General features: G+C 67.4%; 25 protein-coding genes. 19 read left to right on the top strand and 6 right to left on the bottom strand.

Translation table 11 applies throughout. From position 1 onward, the window contains the following. Positions 1-72 precede the first annotated feature (72 nt). Positions 73-1,194, top strand: a complete 1,122-nt coding sequence (locus tag L2D00_11255; protein ID WBQ12420.1) for a divergent polysaccharide deacetylase family protein — start codon at positions 73-75, stop codon at positions 1,192-1,194. Further along, positions 1,191-1,694, top strand: coding sequence for an RNA pyrophosphohydrolase (locus tag L2D00_11260; protein WBQ12421.1), 504 nt, complete (start codon positions 1,191-1,193; stop codon positions 1,692-1,694). The genes L2D00_11255 and L2D00_11260 overlap by 4 nt, the downstream gene beginning before the upstream one ends. A 72-nt stretch (positions 1,695-1,766) precedes the next feature. Here L2D00_11260 and L2D00_11265 read toward each other — a convergent pair whose 3' ends face one another. Beyond that, a complete protein-coding gene (locus L2D00_11265; GenBank protein ID WBQ12422.1) occupies positions 1,767-2,285 on the bottom strand; it encodes a hypothetical protein in 519 nt (172 codons plus the stop codon). A gap of 117 nt (positions 2,286-2,402) precedes the next feature. On the opposite strand from L2D00_11265, the gene L2D00_11270 reads away from it, so the two are divergent. Further along, complete coding sequence (locus L2D00_11270) at positions 2,403-3,035, top strand: hypothetical protein (GenBank protein WBQ12423.1); 633 nt, start codon at positions 2,403-2,405, stop codon at positions 3,033-3,035. Between the two features lie 4 nt (positions 3,036-3,039). On the opposite strand, the gene L2D00_11275 is transcribed toward L2D00_11270, so the two are convergent. After that, positions 3,040-4,023 (bottom strand): cation diffusion facilitator family transporter, encoded by a 984-nt coding sequence (locus L2D00_11275; GenBank protein WBQ12424.1) that lies wholly within the window; start codon positions 4,021-4,023, stop codon positions 3,040-3,042. Between the two features lie 99 nt (positions 4,024-4,122). Between L2D00_11275 and L2D00_11280 the strand changes: the two genes are divergently transcribed. Then, a complete protein-coding gene (locus tag L2D00_11280; protein ID WBQ12425.1) occupies positions 4,123-4,923 on the top strand; it encodes an undecaprenyl-diphosphate phosphatase in 801 nt (266 codons plus the stop codon). A gap of 9 nt (positions 4,924-4,932) precedes the next feature. Here the strand turns inward: L2D00_11280 and L2D00_11285 are convergent, their stop codons facing one another. Further along, positions 4,933-5,784 (bottom strand): LytTR family transcriptional regulator, encoded by an 852-nt coding sequence (locus tag L2D00_11285; protein WBQ12426.1) that lies wholly within the window; start codon positions 5,782-5,784, stop codon positions 4,933-4,935. A 188-nt stretch (positions 5,785-5,972) separates the two neighbouring features. Here L2D00_11285 and L2D00_11290 point away from each other — a divergent pair, with 188 nt between their 5' ends. Beyond that, positions 5,973-7,112 (top strand): acyltransferase, encoded by a 1,140-nt coding sequence (locus L2D00_11290; protein ID WBQ12427.1) that lies wholly within the window; start codon positions 5,973-5,975, stop codon positions 7,110-7,112. On the opposite strand, the gene L2D00_11295 is transcribed toward L2D00_11290, so the two are convergent. Then, positions 7,109-7,906, bottom strand: a complete 798-nt coding sequence (locus L2D00_11295; protein WBQ12428.1) for an outer membrane lipoprotein carrier protein LolA — start codon at positions 7,904-7,906, stop codon at positions 7,109-7,111. The genes L2D00_11290 and L2D00_11295 overlap by 4 nt on opposite strands. Before the next feature lie 221 nt (positions 7,907-8,127). Here L2D00_11295 and L2D00_11300 point away from each other — a divergent pair, with 221 nt between their 5' ends. The 9 genes from L2D00_11300 to L2D00_11340 all read left to right on the top strand — a co-directional run bounded on the left by L2D00_11300 (position 8,128) and on the right by L2D00_11340 (position 16,403). Then, the gene (locus L2D00_11300; protein WBQ12429.1) at positions 8,128-8,700 is read left to right on the top strand and encodes a DUF2244 domain-containing protein; all 573 of its coding nucleotides are present in this window, start codon (positions 8,128-8,130) and stop codon (positions 8,698-8,700) included. A 16-nt stretch (positions 8,701-8,716) separates the two neighbouring features. Next, positions 8,717-9,595 (top strand): bifunctional helix-turn-helix domain-containing protein/methylated-DNA--[protein]-cysteine S-methyltransferase, encoded by an 879-nt coding sequence (locus L2D00_11305; GenBank protein ID WBQ12430.1) that lies wholly within the window; start codon positions 8,717-8,719, stop codon positions 9,593-9,595. A 9-nt stretch (positions 9,596-9,604) separates the two neighbouring features. Next, the gene (locus L2D00_11310) at positions 9,605-10,201 is read left to right on the top strand and encodes a hypothetical protein (protein WBQ12431.1); all 597 of its coding nucleotides are present in this window, start codon (positions 9,605-9,607) and stop codon (positions 10,199-10,201) included. 11 nt (positions 10,202-10,212) lie between these two features. Beyond that, the gene (locus L2D00_11315) at positions 10,213-10,680 is read left to right on the top strand and encodes a VOC family protein (protein WBQ12432.1); all 468 of its coding nucleotides are present in this window, start codon (positions 10,213-10,215) and stop codon (positions 10,678-10,680) included. 106 nt (positions 10,681-10,786) lie between these two features. After that, complete coding sequence (locus tag L2D00_11320) at positions 10,787-11,077, top strand: hypothetical protein (GenBank protein ID WBQ12433.1); 291 nt, start codon at positions 10,787-10,789, stop codon at positions 11,075-11,077. Positions 11,078-11,198: 121 nt separating this feature from the next. Beyond that, entirely contained in the window at positions 11,199-13,973 is a 2,775-nt protein-coding gene (gene polA, locus L2D00_11325; protein WBQ12434.1) for a DNA polymerase I, read from the top strand. Positions 13,974-14,177: 204 nt separating this feature from the next. Further along, the gene (hrcA, locus tag L2D00_11330; protein WBQ12435.1) at positions 14,178-15,245 is read left to right on the top strand and encodes a heat-inducible transcriptional repressor HrcA; all 1,068 of its coding nucleotides are present in this window, start codon (positions 14,178-14,180) and stop codon (positions 15,243-15,245) included. A gap of 45 nt (positions 15,246-15,290) precedes the next feature. After that, a complete protein-coding gene (gene grpE, locus L2D00_11335; protein WBQ12436.1) occupies positions 15,291-15,956 on the top strand; it encodes a nucleotide exchange factor GrpE in 666 nt (221 codons plus the stop codon). A 120-nt stretch (positions 15,957-16,076) separates the two neighbouring features. Further along, complete coding sequence (locus L2D00_11340) at positions 16,077-16,403, top strand: hypothetical protein (protein WBQ12437.1); 327 nt, start codon at positions 16,077-16,079, stop codon at positions 16,401-16,403. Between the two features lie 77 nt (positions 16,404-16,480). Here the strand turns inward: L2D00_11340 and L2D00_11345 are convergent, their stop codons facing one another. Next, positions 16,481-16,849, bottom strand: a complete 369-nt coding sequence (locus tag L2D00_11345; GenBank protein ID WBQ12438.1) for a YMGG-like glycine zipper-containing protein — start codon at positions 16,847-16,849, stop codon at positions 16,481-16,483. 145 nt (positions 16,850-16,994) lie between these two features. Beyond that, the gene (locus L2D00_11350; protein WBQ12439.1) at positions 16,995-17,645 is read right to left on the bottom strand and encodes an alpha-ketoglutarate-dependent dioxygenase AlkB; all 651 of its coding nucleotides are present in this window, start codon (positions 17,643-17,645) and stop codon (positions 16,995-16,997) included. A 294-nt stretch (positions 17,646-17,939) separates the two neighbouring features. Between L2D00_11350 and dnaK the strand changes: the two genes are divergently transcribed. From dnaK to queG, 5 genes are all read left to right on the top strand, one after another. Then, positions 17,940-19,856 (top strand): molecular chaperone DnaK, encoded by a 1,917-nt coding sequence (dnaK, locus tag L2D00_11355; protein WBQ12440.1) that lies wholly within the window; start codon positions 17,940-17,942, stop codon positions 19,854-19,856. A gap of 86 nt (positions 19,857-19,942) precedes the next feature. Then, positions 19,943-21,136 (top strand): molecular chaperone DnaJ, encoded by a 1,194-nt coding sequence (gene dnaJ / locus L2D00_11360; GenBank protein WBQ12441.1) that lies wholly within the window; start codon positions 19,943-19,945, stop codon positions 21,134-21,136. A gap of 80 nt (positions 21,137-21,216) precedes the next feature. Then, on the top strand, positions 21,217-22,038 hold the full coding sequence (gene dapB / locus L2D00_11365) for a 4-hydroxy-tetrahydrodipicolinate reductase (GenBank protein ID WBQ12442.1): 822 nt from the start codon (positions 21,217-21,219) through the stop codon (positions 22,036-22,038). Then, positions 22,035-22,724: a glutathione S-transferase family protein gene (locus L2D00_11370; GenBank protein WBQ12443.1), complete on the top strand. Its 690-nt coding sequence runs from the start codon at positions 22,035-22,037 to the stop codon at positions 22,722-22,724. The genes dapB and L2D00_11370 overlap by 4 nt, the downstream gene beginning before the upstream one ends. 156 nt (positions 22,725-22,880) lie before the next feature. Next, entirely contained in the window at positions 22,881-24,008 is a 1,128-nt protein-coding gene (queG, locus tag L2D00_11375) for a tRNA epoxyqueuosine(34) reductase QueG (GenBank protein ID WBQ12444.1), read from the top strand. Position 24,009: the final 1 nt, after the last annotated feature.

Genomic DNA, 24,009 nt, shown 5'->3' on the forward strand with positions numbered 1-24,009 from the left:
TAACGATTCTTTACGCCAGCCGGGGCAAGGTGATATCGCGAATCATCCTGTTCAAACGGATATATCCGGCCCATGCCTGCGCCGAAGCCAGATCGCTCTCCCTTGCGCGCCCCTCTGCTGGCGGGGCTGGCGGCGGCGTGCCTGGTCATCGCCGGAGCGGCCGCGCTGTCGGTGTTCTCCGGCGGTGTGCCCGGACCTGTCAGTGCCGAGACCGATATTGCGCAGCGCCCCGAACCGGTGGCGCTGGCTGAGGCCGAAGCGCTGACGGACGCAACCGGACCGGCACCCTTTGAATTCGCGCCGGACGACGATGTGTCCCTGCCCGGTGTCAGCGATACGGAAGCGGCGCTCAATGCGCCCGCCGGTCCGCCTGCCCCGCGCGCCCCGGCCGCCCCGCTGCCGGGCCTGTTCGAGGATGGTCCGGGCGGGCCGTTGCCTGTGATCGGCCCCGATGGCCGGCGCCCCGATGAGGCCTATGCCCGATCCCATGCGGCGCGCACCGGTCCGGTGGTGGCGTTGATCGTGGGAGGTCTGGGCATGTCCGAGCGCCTGACCGCCCAGGCCATCGAGACGCTGCCGCCGGAAGTCACGCTGAGTTTTGCGCCCTATGCCGGTGATCTGCAGGGATGGATTGATCGCGCCCGCGCGGCCGGACACGAAGTGCTGATCGAGCTGCCCATGGAGCCGTTCGACTACCCCAACAACGATCCTGGTCCCCACACCTTGCTGGCCGACGCGTCCGAGGCCGAGAACGCGCGGCGCCTGGCCTGGCTCCTGTCGCGTTCGGCGGGTTATACCGGGGTGATCAATTATCAGGGCGCGCGCCTGGGCGCCGCGCCTGCGCCCCTGTCGCGGATTTTCGCCCGGCTGGAGGCGCGCGGTCTGACCATGTTCCATGACGGGGCGGGCCGGCGTCAGGTGATCGAGGCGGCCGGACGCGAGGCCAATGCCCGGCTGGTGCTGGCCGACCGGGTGATTGACGCGGACCCCAGCCCGGAGGCGGTGGAGACGCGGCTGCTGGAACTGGAGGCGCTGGCGCTGCAGAACGGATCGGCACTGGGCTCGGGCTTTGCCTATCCGGTTACCGTCGAGGCCGCCGCCAATTGGGCTGAGGGCCTGTCCCGGCGTGGCTATGTGCTGGCCCCGGCCAGTCATGTCGCGCGTCTGCGCCGCGACGACGCCAGCGGGACATGAGCCGGCCGCACGACCTGTACCCCGAGCATCGTCCGAATGCCGGGATGGTATTGTTCGACCGGCGCGGCCTGGTCTGGATGGGCCGGCGCTACGCCCAGGGCGGCCCCTGGATCTGGCAGTTTCCCCAAGGCGGGCTGGATCCGGGTGAGGACCCGCAAGCGGGCGCCCTGCGTGAGCTCTACGAAGAGACGGGAATCACCGAGGACCTGGCCGAGCTGATCGGTGAGATCCCCGGTTGGCTCGCCTATGATTTTCCGCCCGAAGTGCTGGCCCAGCGCCGCCGCAATGCCTGGAAAGGCCAGAAGCAGCGCTGGTTCGCCTATCGCTATCACGGCACCGATGCGGCATTTGACCTGCAGGCCGTGCCGCCCCAGGAATTTGAGTCCTTCCGCTGGGTCGCGCTGGCTGAGACACCCGCACTGATCATTCCGTGGAAGCGGCCGGTCTACGAAGCGGTGGCCCAAGGCTTTGCGCACCTGGCGGGTCCGGCGGGTTCCTGAATGCGGCTGTTTTATGCCAGGCAGCAGGAGGACGCCTGATGCGCACTTCCCATCCGCCTGCCCATCTGCCTCTCAGCGGCCCGGCGCGCGGGCCACGGGACCAAGATTATTGACCACCTGGCGGGCGTCGAAGGCGTCAGGGCCGCCCGGCGATTGGCCTCGCACCAGTACGATTTCCGCGCTGGCTTCGAAGCGTGTCACTTCGCGCACATGGACATCATCCCAGAACGGATCACGCCAGCCATACCAGCCAAAGCGCGGGTGGAAGTAATTATAGCCGAACCCGTAGCGCGAGCGGAACGGGTCGCTGGTGCCCACAAAGCGCCGGTCCGTGTCGGTATCCCGGCGCGCCAGCACGAAATGGTCTGCGCCGCGCTCCAGCGTCAGCTCGGCCGCGCGCAGCAGGAGATAGGTCTCCACTGTTTCGCGGTCTGTCAGCGTGTTGCCGCGGAAGCTGACGGTGAAACGGTTGTCCTCGATCTGTTGCTGGCTGAAACCGAACCCGCCGCGCTCGGCACTCTGATAGGGCGTGGGGGTGGCGCAGGCCGTCAGCGCGCCTGCCAGCCCGATGATCGTCAATAGCCTCAACATGGCTCTTCATCCTTCTGACTCGCCCCCGGAGCCTTAAGTATGGTTAACTTGGCGCGGGGTGGGAAGCCCACAGCCGAGGTTTCGGCGGATCGTGGCAGCGAGATGATGCAGATGGACATGGCGATGCGCTCCTTTCTGCTGGCCGGCGTGCTGGCGCTGATCGTGGCGGCGGGGCTGGCCGGATGGTGGGTCTTTGGCCGTGACGCTGCGCCCCGGCCCGATGAACCGTTCGCACAAAGCGAGCAGGACCGGCTGGAAGGCTCGTTGTTCGACGAGTTTGGCGAGACCGGCTCTGGCCTGGAGCGCGATGAAATCCGGATCACGGTCGGCCAGGGGCTGGCCGGAACCGGCCGAGGGCAATCAGCGATGGACGCACCGCCGCGCTTTGCCGGCACCCAGGACGCCGAGGCGGAGCCGTGGTGGCGCACCGTTCCGGGAGCCGGCTCCGCCCCCGGCGTTTTCGAATCATCGGCCCCCTTGCCGCGCGGAACCGCTGAAGAGCGGGTCGAGGCCGATTGCCGCTATCGCGGAGGACGGTCCTGGGCTTGCCGCTGCCTCGTGCGTGTGGCGCGTGCAAGGCTGGATGCCGCGCAATTTGACTTCCTGTCGCTCGCCGAGGAACAGGATGGCAGGCCGGAGCGCCTAAGCCGCTCGGGGCTGGACGGGCGCGCCTTGCCTTCGCTCTCGGCGGCCCTTGTTGGCGTGCATGTGGAGGCGGACCGGCGCTGCGGGGCCGGCCTTACCCCCTGATGCCTTATCTGTCTGTCCCGGTTTGCGGCTCTGGCGGGCCTTTGTCCGGAGTGAGGAACAGGGTCTGGCCGTGATCGGCGTCAATGCCCGACGGTTCAGGATGAATGATCACGTCGGCGGCCGGCCACTGGGCGGCAATACGATTTTCCGCATCGGTCAGAATGGCATGGGCCTCAGCCAGCGACAGGGCCGGGTCCAGGGTCATGTGCATCTGTACATGGACGAAGGGTCCTGAGGCGCGGCTGCGCAGCTGGGTGACGCCCTGAACCCTCGGATCGGCCTTGGCCAGCGCCAGAATCTGGGCCCGGTCCCTCTCGGGCAACTCGCGGTCCATCAGATTCTCGATCGCCTTGAACCCGATGGTCAGAGCGGTCCAGACCAGCCAGACCGCCACACCGGCCGCAATCAGCGGGTCAGCCGCCTCAAACCCTGCCACCGCCAGCCCGATCGCCGCCATCACGGCGAGATTGGCACCCAGATCAGACAGGTAATGGGCCCGGTCTCCGGCCACCGCGATCGAACCGGTGCGTGCCACCGCCCGTGCCTGGGCCCGCACCAGCAACACGGTCGCCACGGTCGAGATCACCATTACACCCAGCGCGATGGTGCCGGCCGAGACCGGCTGGGGATCCAGAAACCGCAGCCAGGCTTCGCGAAGCAGCAAGGCCGCGGAAAATGCCACCAGCACCGCCTGGAACAACCCCGCCAGCGCCTCCGCCTTGCCATGTCCGAACCGGTGCTCGCAATCAGCCGGACTGGCGGCGTAGCGCAGGGCGAAGAACGTGATGAGGGACGCCGCAAGATCAAGCGCGCTGTCAGCCAGCGAGGCCAGCATGGCGACCGACCCGGACAGAATGAAGGCGACCGCCTTCAGGGCGATCAGGCTTGCCGCCGTCAGTACGGACCAGCGGGCAATGCGCGAGGTGATGGCGCGCGCTTCCAGCGGGGCAAGCTTGCCCGGACCGCCGGGCGCGGCGTCATTTGGCATAGTGGGGCTCCAGGCAGTCTGCGCTTGCGCACTTGGATCATGGCCCGTATCAGCCCAGCATCGCGCTGTCATCTGTTAGTCCCTCAAAAGAGGCCGGTCATGAGCCTGTTCACCCTGATCCTGCTGGCTGTAGTGCAGGGGCTGACCGAGTTCCTTCCCGTTTCTTCCTCCGCCCATCTCATCCTGGCCCCTGAGGCAGCCGGGTTCGAGGATCAGGGCGTGCTGATCGATCTGATGGCCCATGTGGGGTCGCTGGCGGCGGTGATGATCTATTTCCGCAAGGATGTGGCGGCGGTAGTGATGGGCAAGATTGCGCTCGTGCAAGGGCGCATCACGCCGGGCGGGCGGCTGGTTCTGCTGATTGCCGCAGCCACACCGCCGGTCCTGTTGGCGGGCGCGGTGTTGTATTTTTCAGGGCTTGCAGACGCGCTGCGCTCGCCCGTCCTGATCGCCTGGATGATGATGGGCTTTGCCATTCCGCTGTGGGCCGCGGACCATTTCGGGCGCAAAATGGTCACAACCGAAACCCTGGGCTTTCGCTCCGCCATCCTGATCGGCTTGGCGCAGGCTTTGGCTCTGCTGCCCGGTGCCAGCCGGTCCGGGGTCACCATGACCGCGGCGCGCGCCGTGGGTATGGACCGCGAAGAGTCCGCGCGCTTTTCCATGCTCATGTCGATCCCGGTGATCGGTGCCTTCGGCCTGATCGGTGTCATTGAACTGGCCCGCGGCGCGAATCTGGGTGCCAGCCTGACCGACGGGCTGGTCATGGCCGGGCTGTCGTTCGCCGCCGCCTACGCCTCCATTGCGGTGCTGATGCGCTTCGTGGCCCGCATCGGCTTCCTGCCCTTCGTGATCTACCGCGTCGCACTGGGCGCGCTGATCCTCTGGCTGCTGGTCTAGAGGCAGGCGTCAAAGGCTCGCACGGTAGCGCCGGCTCACAGGCAATTCCTGGCCGCCGGACAGGCGCACCCGGGCGCCGCCATCGGCGCCGGGGATGATTTCGCGGATGGCGGCCCGGGTGGCCAGGTGCGAGCGGTGCAGGCGCACCGGATCGGCGCCGGCCTCCTCCAGCATGACAGCGAGCTCCGACAGCGGGATGCGGGCCAGATGCACGCCGCTTGCGGTGCGCACCTGCGCGTAATTGCCTGCCGCGCTCGCCGACACGATCTCGCCTGCCGGCAGGCGGATTTCCCGTCCGCCGCAGCGCAGCGAGACCAACCCGCCTTCGCGGGCGTCGCGATGCATGGCCGCCGCCGCCATGCGCGCGCGCGTCAGGGCGCGCAGCAGCATGAGCACGGCCTGAAAGCTGATATAGGACAAAGCGTCCTTGCGCAGCTCATAGATGAAGGTCTGCACAAGCGGGCCAAAGCCCTGATAGGGCCGATCCAGAAGCAGCGGCCAGAGCAGGCTTCGAAACCCTGTCATCAGTCCCGTGTGAAGGGCGGCGAAGGCGAGAAGGCCGGCGCCATGCACGACCAGGCTCATGCGCCAGCGTCCCGGCTCCAGAGGGAAGGCTGCGCCCAGCGTCAGAGCGGCGGGCAGAAGCAGCAGGATCGCCGCGCCGCTGGCGCCCTCCAGAACATAGGGGTAGAGGCCCGGCGCGCCGCCGCCGCGGGCCATCTCGTCGGCCAGTGACAGGGCGTTGATGGTCACCGCCGCCACCACGCCGATGGCGCAGGTTCCCAGCGCCATGAGCCAGGCGTGCCGGTCGGCGGCCCGGTCGCGGTCATGATCCTGACGTGTCAGCTGGTTGAGGCGCATGGCGCCACAGTGTGCCGCGACGGCGCAACGCGCGCCAGTGGCGTTCATCCCCTGAGTGCGGCGTTTCGTCCCGGATAGCGGCGTCAGCCGCCGCCGCCCGTCACGCCGGGCTGGCGCCTGTCCCCGGGGGCGCGACCGGGGCGGCGCCGCGGGGCAGATTATCGTCGCTGACACTTCCGGAGCCCGTGATGACGCCGCCAGAGCGCAGACCTGATCTCGACGCCTTGCGCGTCTTCGCCTTCGCCGTCCTGATTTTTTATCACACAGGCATGGGATACGTGACCTGGGACTGGCACGTGAAGAGCGTCTATGCCGGGCCCGTGCTGGAATCTGTGATGGCGCTGTCCAGCCCCTGGCGCCTGCCCCTCTTGTTCTTCATCTCCGGCGTGGCGATGGCCAGCCTACACGCAAAGCTCGGCGCCGCCGGGTTTGCGCGCGACCGCGCAGCGCGTTTGCTGGCGCCGCTGCTCCTCGCCATGGCCGTGATCGTGGTCCCCCAGGCCTATGGCGAGCTGCGCCAGTCGGGCGAGATCGAGGCGGGATATCTCATTTTCTGGGCGCGCTATCTGTCATTCCAGGGCGGGTTCTCCATCATCACTCCGACTTGGAACCATATGTGGTTCGTCGCCTATCTGGCGGTCTATGCACTGGCGCTGGCGCCGGTGATCGCGATGCTCAGCCGGGCGGGCGCCCGCGCGCTGGATTCCTGGCTCACAGGACGGCGCGCCGGGTGGGTGATGCTCATGGCGCCGATTGCGCCGCTCCTCCTCATCCGCTTTACCCTCTCGGAATTCTTTCCCGTCACCCATGATCTGGTGAATGACTGGGCGACCCACGCCTTCAGCCTGACCTTTGTCCTCTATGGAATCGCCATCGCCCGCTCGCACTCCGCCTGGCGGGCGGTGGACCGGATCGGCCCGGCGGCGGGCGCCTTGTGCCTTGCCGCCGGGGCGGCGCTGACTGTGGTCTGGCAGAACTGGGATGTGATCGCCGCCCAGCCGCTTCAGGCCGCGGGCTGGCGCGCCCTCCGGCTCGCCTATGCATGGTGGGTGATTCTCGCCCTGTTATGGCTGGCGCGCCGTCTGGTGCGCCGCAGCGGGCCGGTCCTGCAGCGCATGAGCGCCCTGATATTTCCGGTCTATCTCATCCACCAGACCATCACGGTGACGGCGATATACTGGGTCACATCGGCAGGCTTGCGCCTTGGCGCGGTCGCGGAGTTCACGCTGGTGGCTGGGGCGACGCTTCTGGGCTCGATCGTCTTTGCACTGGCCGCTGAGCGCACCGGCCCCTTGCGGGTCTGGTTCGGGCTGAAGCCGCGGTCCTAGCGGCGGCGGCTGCGGCGGCGCTCGGGGATCACGTCCTCGTCATCCAGGACGAACAAGCGCGGCTCCAGAGCCACGCCGGTCTCCACATCGCTGAGCAGCACTTCGGTCAGGCCGCCCATGGCGTCCACCGCGTACCAGCCGGCCAGCTGCAGGGTTTCGGCCGGCAGGGCGGGGTCCGGATCCTCGAACACCAGGGTCAGGCGCACATCGGTTTCGCCATCGGGATCATTGAGGGTGATGTACAGGCGCCCGCGGCTGTGGCCCGCATCGGTCACGGCACCGGTCTCGCTCAAGGCCGGGCCGGCCCCCAGCACATAGCGCAGCGGGGTGGATGCGATCGGCGCGCGGTCAATCGTTTCCAGATCGAAATCGGCGATCGCCACGGTGGACCCGTCAGCCACCATCAGCACGGGCGTGGGCGCATCATAGGCGAAACGGGCCCGGCCCGGCTTGCTCAGCGCCACATTTCCGGTGGTCAGGCTGCCGTCCGGTGCGATCTGTTCAAAGCGGGCGCGCAGGGTGGTCAGACCCTCAAACCAGGCTTCGGCGCGGGCGACGCTGTGGGCGCGCTGTTCTGCGCCCGTCGCGTCCACTCCGGACGGCAAGGGAACGATGGCGTCAGAGGACGGGTCCGGTTGGGCCACATAGACATAGGACCCGCGCACCGGAATCGCCGCCGCGGCCGGCGCTTCCAGCGGTGCGGCGGCGCGCGGGGCCAGAGGTGCAGGCGGTGCGCTGGCGGCGAAGGCGGCCGCGCTCAGGGCGGTGGCGGTCAAAAGGGCGGACAGGGTCATGGCATCGGGCCTTGATCTGATTGGGACGCGACCGGAGATGCGTTAGACTGCTCCCGGTCGCCATGAAAACAAGTTTCACTGCTGATTTTGGCGCGAGAAAGGCGTGTGCGTTCATATTGCATGCAGCATGCAGCGCCCCGGGAAGGACGGCGGCCCAGCGGCATGAGACGCGCGGTCGCAGCCTCTGTGCGCTCACGGCTGATCGCACTATTGTTCGCCTCATGGAGCATCGCCGCATCTACGAAACCTGGCCGGCCGAACCTGCACCGCCGCCCCTGGGGCCGGATGACGAGGTCGTGTTCAACGCCGAAGTCCGGCCCAATCGCTCCCTGCCCAATACGGGTTTCTACGCGCTCATGACTGCCATAGCGCTGGTCAGCTTCACCGCCGGGATCGCCTTCATGCTGGCCGGCGCCTGGCCGGTCCTGGGCTTTTTCGGCCTCGATGTCTTGCTGGTCTGGCTGGCTTTCCGCTTTTCCTACCGCGACGGGCGGCGGCGGGAGACCATAGAGATCACGCGCCGTGAGATCCGCGTGGGCCGGTGCTACCCGACCGGCCACCAGACCTGGTTCCGCCTGCCCAGCGCCTGGACGCGCGTCTCGCTGGCCGGGGCGGGCGAACCGGATGTGCAGGCCCATCTCACCGCCATGGGCAAGACGCTGATCATCGGTGCCATGCTGTCGCCCAAAGAGCGCGAAAGCCTGGCTGCTGCAGTGCGCGAGGCGCTGGAGACGGCGCGGCGGCCCGGCATTGCCCGGGAGGCGCAAGAATCAGGTGGCGGCACCCCGGCCTGACGGGCAGGTTGCGCTCATGAGCGATTCGCGTGCCCTCGCCCGCCCCGATGCGCCCGCCTCGCTGGATGAGCGGGCACGCGACTATCCGCGCATTGTCGCGGCGCTGGATTTTCTCAATGCGCACTGGCGCGAGCAGCCGGACCTGGCGGCGGCTGCAGCGGCCGCCGGCCTGTCGCCGGGCCATTTCCAGCGCATGTTTACCCGCTGGACCGGGGCCAGCCCCAAGCGCTTTGTCCAGGCGCTGACCCATGCCAGCGCGCGGCGCCTGCTTGTAGACGGGGCGAGCGTGCTGGAGGCCGCACTGGACACCGGCCTGTCCGGCCCGTCACGCCTGCATGACGTGTTTATCGCCGAAGAAGCCGTGACCCCGGGTGAGGCCAAGGCGGGCGGCAAAGGCATGGAATTTCGCTGGGGCCAGGCACCGACGCCGTTCGGCGCGGGTGTGTTTCTGTTGGCGCCGCGGGGCCTGTCGGCGCTGGCCTTTGCGTCGCCGGAGAGACTCGACGACGCCTTCGCCGATCTGGCGGCGCGCTATCCCGGTGCAAGGTTCGAGCGTGATGATGCGCTGGCGGACGACTGGGCGGGTCGGATTTTCGATGCCCACGCCGGCGAGGCGGCCCTGCCGCTGGCGCTCTATGGCACGCCCTGGCGCCGCCAGGTCTGGCGGGCGCTTCTGCGCATCCCGTCCGGGTGCACGGTAAGCTATGGTGACATTGCCCGCGAAGTCTGCACGGCCGGCGCCAGCCGGGCGGTCGGTGCCGCCGTGGGGGCCAATCCGGTCAGCTGGCTCATCCCGTGTCACCGGGTGCTGGCGGGAGATGGGCGGCTGACCGGCTATCACTGGGGAATCGAGCGCAAGCGCGCCATGCTCGCCTATGAGGCCGCAAGGCGCTAAAACGCCCCCATGACCGATATCAATCCCGGACTGCTCCTGATCGCCGCCGTTATCGCGGCCTTTGTTCTGGTCTGCCTCGTGCGCTGGGGCCTGGCCGTGCGCGCGCTCGGTGCGGATGCCCGGGCCGAATATGCCGAGCGCCTGCGCGACAAGCCCGGCAGCGTCGCGGGATTGAGCGAAGCCGATTTCACGGCGCTCTATGTCACCAGTTTTCAGCCGCGCTGGGCGCTCTACGCCGCCATTGCGGCCGGTGCCGCGCTGGTGGTGACGCCGGTGGCGCTGACGATTGCGGGGTCCGCCTATGAGCTGATCTGGCGATCGGTCGGGGCACCTGAATGGGGCGGGCCCATCGGTTATGTTTATCAGTTCTCGCTATTCTTCGGGACCATTGCCATCCTGGCGGTGATCGCCGGGGTGGTGGCGCGCGCCTATTGGCGCCGGGCACCCGAGCCCTGGACCCATGCGCTCGCGCGGGCGCGCGGCGAGCCGATCCCGGAGGAAACCGGCTGGCGGCGCCGGCCGAAATGGGCGCGGCGCGCGCGGCCGGACGGTGACGACCGCGACGACGACAACCGCACAGGCACAGGCCCGGACGCAGCCCGCTAAAGGAGACGGATATGGAATACCTGCACGCCATGGTGCGCATTCGCGATGTGGATGCGTCCCTGCACTTTTATTGCGACGGGCTGGGCCTCAAGGAAATCCGCCGCAAGGACAGCGAGGCGGGGCGTTTCACCCTGATCTTCCTGGCCGCCTCCGATGATATTGCCCGTGCCGGGCCGGCGGACCTTGCCGAGGGCCCTCTGCCGGCCGGCCTGCCGATGATCGAGCTGACCCATAACTGGGATGCCGAAGATTATGGGAGCGGTCGCAATTTCGGCCATCTGGCGTTCCGGGTGGCGGACATCTATGCGCTCTGCGCCCGGCTGCAGAGCCTGGGCTATGTCATCAGCCGCCCGCCGCGTGACGGGCACATGGCCTTCGTACGCAGCCCGGACGGCATCTCCATCGAGCTCCTCCAGCGCGGTGAGGCGCTGGCGGCGGCCGAGCCCTGGGCGAGCATGCAGAATACCGGGTCCTGGTAGGGCGCACCGGGCGCCCGCTTCGGGGACGCGCACCGGAACATTAAAGGAACATCCTTGACAGGCGGGCATGTTCCACCTATGTTCTGCTCACAGAAGGAGCAGAACCATGCGCTACGCCCCTCATTCGACCGGATACGCCCGCAATGCCGGCACGCGCTGGCGGGTCGAGGATCTCGCCAAGCTGCGCACGCTGGCGCGCAATGGTGTCCCCGTCCGCCTGATCAGCCTGCGTCTGGGCCGTCCCGACAGCGCCATTCGCGCCAAGGCAGGCGAGCTGGGTCTGACGCTGTCCAGTGCGGAGCCGGTGGTGGCACCGCCGCCCATGCGTACGCTCACACGCACACCGCGCGCGTCTGCGCCGCTGGTGGCGCAAGGCGATCTGTTCGCCCATGCCTGACAGAATGGCGTGTCGTGGTGCTTTCGGGCCGTGCCCGGACGGGTGCCGCTCGCGCATTGCCCCGGCCCGCGGCCGGGCCTAGCTTGGCGGCTCTCATGCAAGAGCCAGCCGGAGCCTGACCATGGCCGTGACCCGCCCCGTTGACGCCCAGTCCCATGTCTATCTGGTGGACGGGTCGGGCTTCATCTTCCGCGCCTATCACGCCCTGCCCGCCCTGACCCGCACCGACGGCCTGCCCGTGGGGGCGGTGCAGGGTTTTTGCGCCATGGTGTGGAAGCTCTTGAACGATCTGCGCGGCGAAGATGCGCCGACCCATCTGGCGGTGATCTTCGATCATTCCGCCACGACGTTCCGTAACGCGCTCTATGACGGCTACAAGGCCAACCGGCCCGAACCGCCCGAGGATCTGGTCCCCCAGTTTGCGCTGATCCGTGAGGCGACCGAGGCGTTCAGCCTGCCCTCCATCGAGATGGACGGGTTCGAGGCGGACGATCTGATTGCCACCTATGCCCGCCTGGCTGCCGAGGCCGGAGCGCGCGTCACCATTGCGTCGTCCGACAAGGATCTGATGCAGTTGGTCAATGACCAGGTGACCTTGCTCGATCCCATGAAGGTGCGCCGCATCGGACGCGAGGAGGTGATCGAGAAATTCGGCGTGCCGCCGGAAAAGGTCATTGATGTTCAGTCGCTCGCAGGCGACAGCGTCGACAATGTCCCCGGCGTGCCAGGGATCGGCATCAAGACCGCCGCCCAGCTGATTGGCGAGTATGGCGATCTCGACACCCTGCTGGCCCGCGCCGGTGAAATCAAACAACCCAAGCGCCGCGAATCCCTGATCGAGCATGCGGATCATGCGCGCCTGTCGCGCGAGCTCGTGACCCTGAAGCTGGATGTGGATGTGGAGACGGGCCTGGACGCTTTCGGTGCCGCCGAGCCCGATGGCGAACGCCTGCTGGGCTTTCTGCGCACCATGGAGTTCCGGACGCTCACGCGCCGGATCGAGGAGGCACTGGGGGCCGGACCCGCTGACGAGACGGGCGATGCCACCGCGCCGATCGATCGTTCGTCCTACGCCACCATCCAGACCCTGGATCAGCTCGACGTCTGGATCGCCAAGGCCCGCGCTGCCCGTGTCATCGCGGTGGATGTGGAGACCGACGCCCTCTCGGCCAGCGCCGCCCGGTTGGTCGGCATATCGCTGGCCGTACGGCCGGGCGAGGCCTGCTACATCCCGCTGAACCATCTGGGCGGCGATCTCGCCGACGGGGGCGGACGGCCCAAGCAGATGTCAGAGGCCGACGCACTGGGGCGGCTGAAGCCGCTGCTGGAAGACCCGGCGATCCTGAAGGTCGGCCAGAATTTCAAATATGACCTGGCGGTGTTCGCCCGCTATGGCGTGTTCCCGACGCCCATCGATGACACCATGCTCCTGTCCTATGTCCAGCACAGCGGCCTGCACGGCCATGGCATGGACGAGCTGTCCGAGTTGCATCTCGGCCACAAGCCCATGAGCTTCAAGGACGTGTGCGGGACCGGCAAGGCACAGAAATCCTTCGCCGATATCGATCTCAAGACCGCCACCGAATATGCCGCCGAGGACGCGGACGTCACCTTGCGCCTGTGGGAGATTCTCAAACCCGCGCTGGCCACGGGCGGCCTGGCCACTGTGTATGAAACCCTGGAGCGGCCCTTGCCGGCAGTGCTGGCGCGCATGGAACTTCACGGCGTGAAGGTGGATGTGGCCCAGCTCTCGCGCCTGTCGTCTGTCTTCGCGCAGAAAATGGCCGAGGCCGAAGACGCCGCGTTCGAAGCGGCGGGCACCCGCTTCAACCCCGGCAGCCCCAAGCAGATCGGCGACATATTGTTCGGCGGTATGGGCCTGCCCGGCGGCAAGAAGACCAAGTCGGGCGCCTGGTCCACCGATGCGGCCGTGCTTGAGGAGCTGGCCGCTGCCGGCCATGCTCTGCCGCGCGCTTTGCTCACCTGGCGTCAGTTCGCCAAGCTGAAATCCACCTATTCCGATGCCCTGAAAGAGGCGATCAACCCGGTCACAGGACGGGTGCATACCAGCTTCTCGCTGGCGGCCACGTCCACCGGGCGGCTGTCCAGCTCGGAGCCCAATCTGCAGAATATTCCCATTCGCACCGAGGAGGGCCGCAAGATTCGCGAGGCCTTCGTGGCCGAGCCCGGCCATGTGATCGTGGCGGCGGACTATTCCCAGATCGAGCTCAGGCTGCTGGCCCATATTGCCGGTGTGGACGCGTTGAAAGATGCCTTCCGCGCCGGACAGGACATTCACGCGATGACGGCATCGGAAATGTTCGGCGTACCCATCGAGGGCATGGACCCGATGGTGCGCCGCAACGCCAAGGCCATCAATTTCGGCATTATCTACGGCATCTCAGCCTTCGGTCTGGCCAATAATCTGGGCATTTCGCGCGATGAGGCCAAGACCTATATCGAGAGCTATTTCAAGAAATTCCCCGGCATCGCCGACTATATGGAAGCGATGAAGCGCGAGGCGCGCGACCGCGCCTATGTGGAGACCTTGTTCGGCCGGCGCATTCATCTGCCCGGCATTCGCGACAAGAATCCGGCCATGCGCCAGTTCGCCGAGCGTCAGGCGATCAATGCGCCCATTCAGGGCACCGCCGCCGATATTATCCGCCGCGCCATGGCGCGCATGGATGCGGCCATCGACCAGGCCGGCCTCAAGGCGCGCATGCTCTTGCAGGTCCATGACGAACTGGTGTTCGAAGTCCCCGAAGCCGACGCTGCGGCCCTGATTGCGCTGGCGGGCGAAGTGATGAGCCAGGCCGCTGCGCCCGCAGTGGCCCTGTCGGTGCCGCTGGACGTCGACGCGCGCGCCGGTGCCACCTGGGGACAGGCCCACTAGGGACCCGGCCCAGTTTCGGCGCGGTGCCCACAGGGCTGTCGCAATTGGGCTTTGAGCGCTTAACCCCAAACCCCCGAGGGGGGAGGGAGAAGACAGCCCGGGCTGCCCCAATCGGACAGCACGCGTCCAAATGCGATCGCCCGGCGGGTGGCGATGGGGGCCTGCCCGATTGCGCCTGACCGCCATCGTGCCTAATTGAACGCCATGACCGGGTTTCCTCCGACAAACACCACGTCTCTGGCCGAGCTCGATGCGCGCTCGCGCGATATCTTCCGCGAGCTGGTGGAGGCGTATCTGGACACGGGCGAGCCGGTCGGCTCGCGCACCCTGTCCAAGCGGTCGGCCCTGAACCTGTCACCAGCCTCGATCCGCAACACGCTGGCCGATCTCGCCAGCGCCGGTTTGCTCTCGGCACCCCACACCTCGGCCGGGCGCATGCCCACCCATGCAGGCCTGCGTCTGTTCGTGGATGGTTTGCTGCAGATCGGCGATCTCGATTCCGATGACCGCAAGGAAATTGACGACCGGGTCGCCGCCGTGGGCCGCCGCACCGAAGATGTGCTCAGCGAAGCCTCGACCTTGCTGTCGGGGCTGGCCGGCGGTGCTGGCCTTGTGGCGGCAGCGGCCAGCGAGGCCCCTTTGCGCCATGTTGAGTTTGTCGCGCTTGCCCCCGGCGAGGTGCTGGCGGTGCTGGTGAGCGAAAACGGCTCGGTGGAGAACCGGCTGATGCGCGCGCCGGTGGGCATGCCGCCGGCGGCGCTGATCGAGGCCGGAAACTTCCTGTCTGCCCGCCTGCGCGGTCGCACGCTGGCCCAGGCGCTGAGCGAGATCCAGACCGAGATCGCCGAACGCCGCGCCCAGCTGGACGAGGCCGCATCCGAGCTGGTGCGTCAGGGCGTGGCCGACTGGACCGGGCCGGAAACCCGCCAGCTGATCGTGCGCGGTCAGGCCCGGCTGCTGGAATCGGTGCAGGCGGTGGAGGATATCGAGCGCATCCGCATGCTGTTTGACGATATCGAGCGTAAGGAAGGCCTTCTGGCCCTGCTGGACGAAGCCCGCGCGGGCCAGGGCGTGCGCCTGTTCATCGGATCGGAGAACCCGTTATTCTCGCTGTCGGGCTCCAGCGTGATCGTGTCGCCCTACCGCAACAGTGACAACCGTATCATTGGCGCCATCGGCGTCATCGGACCCACCCGGCTCAACTATGCCCGGGTGATCCCGCTGGTCGATTACACCGCCCAGGTGGTCGGCCGGCTCCTCGGCGCGCGCTGAGGCGAAACCTTGACCTTGTTCCAACCTGACGTGAAGACCTGACCCATGACCGATAAAGACCAGATCCACTCCGACGACGACGCGCTCCTGAACGCCGGCGCCGATTCTGATGCCATTGACGCGGACGCTGACGAGGCCCGCGCCAAAGCCGAGGCGCCAATTGCGCCCGAAGCTGTGATCGAAGGCCTGCGCGACCAGCTCCTGCGTGCCCTGGCCGAACAGGAAAACACCCGCAAGCGCGCCCAGCGCGATGTGAAGGATGCGCGCGATTACGCCGTCACCGGCTTTGCGCGCGACATGCTCGACGTGGCCGATAATCTGGCCCGTGCGCTGGCCGCTGTCGGTGAGGACGCCCGCGCCTCGGCGGGCCCGGCGCTGGCCAATCTGCTGGAAGGCGTGGAGCTGACCGAGCGGCGTCTGGCCGCCACGCTGGAGCGTCACGGGGTGAAGAAGCTGTCGCCGGAGCCCGGCGATCCGCTGGACCCCAACCGCCATCAGGCTGCGGCGCAAGTGCCTGCGCCCCAGCCCAAGGGCTCTATCGCCCATGTCATGCAGCCGGGCTATGTGATCGGCGAGCGCACATTGCGCGCCGCCATGGTGGTGGTCAGCGCAGGACCGGCGGACGGCGTGGCCCCCGACGGCGCAGCGGCCAAGCCGCAAGCCGGCAACGGCGCCGGCAAGCCGGGCAGCGGGCTCGACGTGGAAGTCTGACCGCGCCGCCACGCGCACCTCACCCGGTCAATACCGATTGCCGGAACCCTGGCGCAGGCGTAAGGATTTCGCCGCCGCCCGGCGGCTCATCGCAGGGGCGGTTTTCAGGAGTTCACGTCCATGTTCAACCGCATCGCTGCCGGCGTTGTCGCCGCTGCCTGTCTTGTTATCGCGCCGGCCTTCGCAGAAGACGTCAACTACGCGCTCCACAACGAGACATCGTATGTGGTTATGGAGTTCTTCACCTCCCCGGCCAATGACAGCCAGTGGGGCGACGACCTTCTCGGTAACGACGTCCTGGGCGCCGGCGAGAGCGCCCGCGTGACCATCGCCGATGGCAGCGACCAGTGCGTTTATGATTTCCGCTTCGTGTTTGAAGATGGCGATGTCGTGGAAGATTTCGGCGTCGATATCTGCGAACTGGCAGAGTACACGCTGACCGATTAGACCGGCCCGTTCCGGTTCCAATAAAAAAGGGCGGCCCGGTCGGGCCGCCCTTTTCCTTTAGGCCCGGGCGCTAGTGCCTAGCGGCGGCGCGGGGCGGTGCGCGGTTCGCCGTTCTGCCAGAAGGTCGCGCCAGTATCGTAATCCTCGTACCAGTAGCGGCCCGAATACTGGTCATAATACAGCTCGGAGTGACGGCTGTTGTTCGGGTTGTGCCGGCAGCCGCCGGCCCGGTTGCAGGCGATGGCTGCGCCGGCGACCGCGCCGCCAATGCCGCCGATGATGGCACCGGTGCGGGCGTCGCCGCTGCCGGTGTTATTGCCGATAATGGCACCGCCGACGGCACCGATCGCGGCACCGGTGGCCGCGCCGCCGACAGCCGGTGAGGTCGTGGCGCAGGCGGCGAGAGCGAAGGGGGCGACGAGGGCGAGAGCAAATGTGCGGATCATGAGGTGGACCCTTTCGGTTGCGGGTTGTCTGGCTCGGCCGGATGCGCCCGGCCTGTATGTCATACTTTAGCACTCTGAAGGCTGAATTGAGGCTGAACGAGATCAGCTGATTCAATGTTTCCACAGGGGATTGGTTCCCCGGGCCTCAATTCACACGGCGCAGGGTGAGATTGATCCGGCCCGGCCGCCAGGCGTCCGGCAGCAGGCGCGAGCCGCCGGGATAGATCCGGTCCACGCCGTGAAAGCAGCGCCGGGCCGGGCCGCCCAGCACCACCACATCGCCGGAGCTGAGCTTGAGCGAAGCTGTGGGATCGCTGCGCTGCAGCCCGCCGATCCGGAAGCGGGCGGGGTCGCCCAGAGACACCGACACCACCGGCGCGTCCCGTGCGGCTTCATCTGCGTCCACATGCAGGCCCATGCGGCTGGTCTCGCGATAGAAATTGATCAGGCAGGCCTGGGGCGGCTGCGGCCAGCCCGACACCGTCTCCCACAGCGCCAGCAATGCCTCGGGCATCGCCGGCCAGGGCCGGCCCGTTGCCGGCTGGACCGGCTCATAGCGATAGCCGCGCTCCTTGTCGGTCACCCAGCCCAGCGGCCCGCAATTGGTCATGGTCACGCTCAAAGGTGTTCCCGTGCGCGGCATGGACGGCTGGTAGAAAGGAGCCTGCGCCTCGATGGCGCACACGACGTCTATGAGCGCACGCTGGGCGTCCGGGCTGAACCAGCCGGGCAGCACGCGAAAACCCTCCGGGGCGATGAAAGGCTGACGGGTCCGGGAGGTGTTGGCGGCGGCCATGGGTGATCCGTTCGGCGCGGCGTCTGGAGGATGGGCGGCATGCTCGCCCGGCGCGCGCTCCGCGGCAAGCGCGCCTGTGCGCCGGCGGGGGCAAATCACGCCTTCGCCCTTGCGCCCACCGCCGCGCCTCCCTAAATCGCCGCATGACGCGCATGGGTATCACAGCACAGTGAGCTCAGGCGCTGTAACAACAAACGCGAGCCCAACCGGGGGGTGGCTCCCGGCCGGCCGAGAGTGCTTCGGGCTCTCGTTTCCGGCGCCGCCCCGCCGCAACAATCAGGAGACATGCACGCGATGAGCAAGGTAATCGGCATTGACCTCGGCACCACCAATTCCTGTGTGGCGGTGATGGAAGGCGGACAGGCCAAGGTGATCGAGAACGCCGAAGGCATGCGCACCACCCCGTCCGTGGTGGCTTTCAGCGAGGATGGCGAGCGCCTGATCGGCCAGCCCGCCAAGCGCCAGGCCGTGACCAACCCCGACCACACCTTCTTCGCCATCAAGCGCCTGATCGGGCGCAATATGGCTGACCCGATGGTCAAGAAGGACAAGGACATGGTCCCCTATGCCATCGTGGAAGGTGCCAATGGCGACGCCTGGGTGAAGGGCCGCGACAAGAATTACGCGCCGTCGGAAATCTCCGCCTTCATCCTGCAGAAGATGAAAGAGACCGCCGAGAGCTATCTGGGCGAGAAGGTGGAAAAAGCCGTCATCACCGTGCCGGCCTATTTCAACGACGCCCAGCGCCAGGCCACCAAGGATGCGGGCAAGATTGCCGGCCTTGAAGTGCTGCGCATTATCAACGAGCCGACGGCCGCCGCGCTGGCCTATGGCCTCGACAAGGACGTCAACAAGACCATCGCGGTCTATGATCTGGGCGGCGGCACGTTCGACGTGTCCATTCTGGAGATCGGCGACGGCGTGTTCGAGGTGAAGGCCACCAATGGCGACACCTTCCTGGGCGGCGAGGACTTTGACCTGCGCATCGTGGATTATCTCGCCGACGAGTTCAAAAAGGACAACGGCATTGATCTGCGCAAGGACAAGCTGGCCCTGCAGCGCCTGAAAGAAGAGGCTGAAAAGGCCAAGAAGGAGCTGTCCAGCGCCACCTCCTACGAGGTCAATCTGCCCTTCATCACCGCCGATGCGTCGGGTCCCAAACACCTGACCATGAAGCTGTCGCGCGCCAAGCTGGAAAGCCTGGTCGAGGACCTGATCAAGCGCACCATCGACCCGTGCAAGGCCGCGCTGAAAGATGCCGGCCTGTCGGCCAGTCAGATCGACGAGGTCGTGCTGGTGGGCGGCATGACCCGCATGCCCAAGGTGCAGGAGGCGGTGAAAGCCTTCTTTGGCAAGGAACCGCACAAGGGTGTGAACCCGGACGAGGTGGTTGCCATGGGTGCAGCCATCCAGGCCGGCGTGCTGCAGGGCGATGTGAAAGACGTGCTGCTGCTCGATGTTACGCCGCTGTCGCTCGGCATCGAGACGCTGGGCGGCGTGTTCACCCGCCTGATCGACCGCAACACCACCATCCCGACCAAGAAGTCCCAGACCTTCTCCACCGCTGATGACAACCAGACCGCGGTGACCATCCGCGTGTTCCAGGGCGAGCGGGAAATGGCGGCGGACAACAAGATGCTGGGCCAGTTCGATCTGGTGGGCATTCCGCCCGCCCCGCGCGGCATGCCGCAGATCGAGGTGACGTTCGATATCGATGCCAACGGCATCGTGAACGTGTCGGCGCGCGACCAGGCCACCGGCAAGGAGCACGCCATCCGCATCCAGGCCTCGGGCGGTCTGTCCGACGCCGATATCGAGAAAATGGTGAAAGACGCCGAGGCCAATGCCGACGCCGACAAGCAGCGCCGTGCGCTGGTCGACGCCCGCAACAATGCCGAGGCGCTGGCTCACCAGACCCGCAAACAGGTCGAGGAGTTCGGCGACAAGGTCTCCGCGCAGGACAAGGGCACGATTGAATCCGCCCTGGCCGATCTGGAAAGCGTCAAGGATGGCGAGGATGTGGAAGCCATCCAGCAGAAGACCCAGGCCCTGATGCAGGCCGCCATGAAGCTGGGCGAGGCCATGTATGCCGCCCAGCAGCCGGGCGCCGGCGATGACAGCGACGACGGCGGCGCGTCCAAGACCGAAGACGGCGTGGTCGACGCCGAATTTACCGAGGTCAAGGACGACGACGAGAAGAAGAGCGCGTAAGGCGCAGCACCCGACGAGGAGCGCGGCCCCGTCCCTTCTGGGGCGGGGCCGCACCCTTTCAGTCGCCGGTTTGAGCGGACGGATTTATGAGCAAGCGTGATTATTACGAGGTTCTGGGCGTGGCCCGGGATGCCGATGCCAAGGCGATCAAGAGCGCCTACCGCAAGCTGGCCATGCAGCATCACCCCGACCAGAATCCGGACAATCCCGAGGCCGAAGCCAAATTCAAGGAAGTCGGCGAGGCCTATGCCGTCCTGTCCGACGCCGACAAGCGCGCCGCCTATGACCGCATGGGCCATGCCGCGTTCCAGAATGGCGGCGGCGGTGGACGCGGACCCTTCGGTGCGGGTGCCGGATCGGCCGCGGATTTTGCCGATATTTTTGAACAGGTGTTCGGCGACGCCTTCGGCATGGGCCGCCGCGGCGGCGGTGGCGGGGCGCGGCGTGGCGGCCCGGCGCGCGGCTCGGACCTGCGCTATGACATGGAGATCACGCTGGAGGAATCCTTCCACGGCAAGGACGCCACCATCCGCGTGCCCACCACCGTGACCTGCGAGCGCTGCGAGGGATCGGGTGCCGAGCCCGGCACCGGCGTCACCAATTGCGAGACCTGCTCCGGGACCGGCCGCATCCGGCGCACCCAGGGCTTCTTCACCATGGAGCAGACCTGCCCCACCTGTGGCGGGCGCGGGGCCTATGTGGAATCGCCCTGCCAGGCGTGCGACGGCGCGGGCCGCGTGCGCCAGATGCGCGATCTGCGCGTCCAGATCCCAGCGGGCGTGGAGGACGGGATGCGCATCCGCCTGTCCGGCGAGGGCGAGGCCGGGGCCCATGGCGGGCCGCGCGGCGATCTCTACATTTTCGTCTCGGTGCGCCCCCACGATATATTCGAGCGCGACGGACCCAATCTCTATTGCCGTGCCGCTGTGCCCATGGTCACGGCGGCGCTGGGCGGCACGATCGATGCGCCCACCATCGACGGCGGCAAGGTGCAGATCAAAATCCCGGACGGGGCCCAGACCGGCGAGCGCATGCGCCTGAAACAGAAGGGCATGGTCCGCCTCAATGCCGGCGGCGCGCGGGGCGACATGTTCGTGGAAGTCTTTGTCGAGACCCCGCGCAAGCTCACTGAACGCCAGAAAGAAATCCTGCGCGAGTTCTGCGACATTTCCGGCGAAGGCTGCAATCCCGAAAGCGACGGCTTCTTCCGCAAGGTCCGCCGTTTCTGGGACGAAGTGCGCGGCGACGACCACCCCGACGGGCCACGCCCGGGGGCGTGAGATGGCGTGTGGGGCCGGTCGCGATACGGTTTCTTCACCGTATCGGCGCATGAACGCTCTCAGGACGAAAGAGGGCCGCCATGTCTGACACGCCATTGAAAGTCTGCGTCGCCGGAGTGTCCGGGCGTCTGGGCCGGACCATCGCCCATGAGCTGTTGCGCCGCCTCGATACCGAGCTCACGGGCGCGCTGGTCAGCGCGGACTCGGTCCATCGCGGCGCGGATGCCGGCGAGATCGCCGGGCGCGGCTATATCGGACTGGAGGCGGGCGTGTCGCTGGAAAGCGCCTGCGCCGGTGCCGACTTGGTGATCGACGCCAGCCAGCCCGCCTTCACCGCCGCCATGGTGACCCGCCTGGCCGAGGCTGGCGGGCCGGGCCTGGTCACCGGCGTCACCGGGCTCTCGGATGATCAGCAGGCTGCTGTTGAAGCCGCAGCGCGCGCGATCCCGGTGCTGCAGGCGAGCAATTTTTCTCTGGGCGTGGCGGTGCTGGAACGGCTGGTGGCGCAGGCGGCACGGCTTCTGCCTGCCGGAGAGTTCGATCTGGAGATTGTCGAGACCCATCACCGGTCCAAGCCCGACGCGCCGTCGGGCACGGCCCTGTTGCTGGGCCGCGCTGCGGCGCACGCGCGCGGCGTTGATTTTGACGCGGCGGCGTCGTTCAGCCGGCCGCGGACAGGCCGCGCGCGCCCAGCCGGCGACATCGGGTTCGCCGCCATACGCGGCGGCGGCGTGGTGGGCGAGCACGAGGCCCGCTTTCTGGCCACGTTCGAGGAGATCAGCGTGAGCCACCGCGCGTTCGACCGTTTCATCTTCGCGCGCGGCGCGGTCGCGGCCGCCCTCTGGCTCAAGGGCCGCCCTGCCGGGCTGTATTCCATGCAGGATGTGTTGGGGGCGTCGTGACGGCCCGTTTGCGTCTGTATCATTTCGCCCTCGACCCTGCGTCGCGTCAGGTGCGTCTGGCGCTGGCGGAAAAAGCGATCGCCTTTGACCTGATGGACGCCTCGCCCTGGGACCCGGACGGGCCGCTGGCCTCGCGCAATCCGTCCGGCCTGCCGCCGGTGCTGGAGCGGGCCGATGACACGGGCGTGCGGGTGATCGCCTGCGGGGCGCGCCCGATTCTGGAATATCTCGAGGAGGTCAGCCCCGATCCGGCGCTTCTGCCTGGCGGCGCGGAACAACGCGCCGAGGTGCGCCGGCTGATGGACTGGTTCGACACGATTTTCGATTCCGAAGTGAACGCCTTCCTGCTCCACGAAAAGATCGAGAAACGCCTGCAGGGTCTGGGGTCGCCCGAACCGGTGAATATCCGCGCCGGGCGCGACGCGCTGCGCTGGCATCTCGACCATATCGACGCCCTGCTGGACGCGCGCGAAGGGCTGGCGGGCCCGCGCTTCTCGCTGGCCGATATCGCGGCGGCGGCGCATCTGTCGTGCGTGGATTATATCGGCGAGGCATCCTGGGAGTCGCATCCGGCGGCCAAGGCATGGTATCAGCGCATCAAATGCCGTCCCTCCTTCCGCGCCATCCTCGCCGACCGCCTGCCCGGCCTGCCGCCGGTGGACGGCTATCAGGATCTGGATTTCTGACCCTGCTCCATGTTTTCCCGGAATGGGCGCAGCCCATATCCGGACCCATCCCGGCGCGTCTCCTCCGCGCGGGTGGCGGAGTGGTTTGGTGGACGGGTCCCGGGTCTGGCTCCGCTCGCCCGCGAAAGCAGTGTGGGTTGATTCCGGCGGCGCCCCATGACTAGTGAACCCGCTACCCTCGCCGACCGCGCCCGCGCCCTCGCCCTCGAGGCCGGCTTCTCAACCGCCCATATCGCGCGCGCCGATGAACCCTGGGACGCGGGGGATCGCCTGCGCGCCTTTGTCGAGGCGGGCCGCCACGGCAGCATGGACTGGATGGAAGAGACGCTGGAGCGGCGCGTCCATCCCACTGCGATGTGGCCGGAGGCGAAATCGGCTGTGGTGGTGGGGCTCGATTACGGGCCGGACAGCGATCCGCTCGAAGCGCTGAAACAGACCCGTGAGCCGGCGATCTCGGTCTATGCGCAAAACCGCGATTATCATGATGTGCTCAAAAAGCGCCTGAAAGCGCTGGCGCGCGCCTTCCACGCCGAGACCGGCGCCGGCGTGAAGGTGTTCGTCGACACCGCCCCGCTGATGGAAAAACCGCTGGCCGAGCGGTCGGGCCTCGGCTGGCAGGGCAAGCACACCAATCTGGTCAGCCGGTCCTTCGGCTCCTGGCTGTTTCTGGGCGTGATGCTCACCGAAGCTGATCTCACCCCCGACGCGCCCGAGGCCGATCATTGCGGCTCGTGCCGGGCCTGCCTTGATGTGTGCCCCACCAACGCTTTTCCCGCGCCCTACCAGCTCGATGCGCGGCTGTGCATCTCCTACCTCACCATCGAGCACAAAGGCCCGGTGGCGCGTGAATTGCGGCCCCTGATGGGCAATCGCATCTATGGCTGTGATGACTGCCTGGCGGTGTGTCCGTGGAACAAGTTTGCGCAAGCGACCGCCGAGATCGCCTTCCATCCGCGTGAAAGCCTGACGGGATTGACGCTCGCCGGGCTCAGCGCGCTGGACGACGCGGCGTTTCGCGCCCTGTTTACCGCCTCGCCGGTCAAGCGCATCGGGCGGGAGCGGTTTGTACGCAATGTGCTCTATGCGCTGGGCAATTCGGGCGCGCCCGATCTCGCCCAGGCGGCGGTCGACCGGCTCGATGATGACAGCGCGCTGGTGCGCGGCGCAGCGGTCTGGGCGCTGGCGCGGCTGGACCTGGCCCGGTTCGGGGCCGAACGCGCGCGGCGCGCGGCGGCAGAGCCGGACCCGCAGGTGCGCGAAGACTGGGCGCAGGGGGCTGCCTGAA

Source organism: Hyphomonadaceae bacterium BL14 (genome assembly GCA_027627705.1).
In the GTDB taxonomy this organism is placed as follows: Bacteria; Pseudomonadota; Alphaproteobacteria; order Caulobacterales; family Maricaulaceae; genus Oceanicaulis.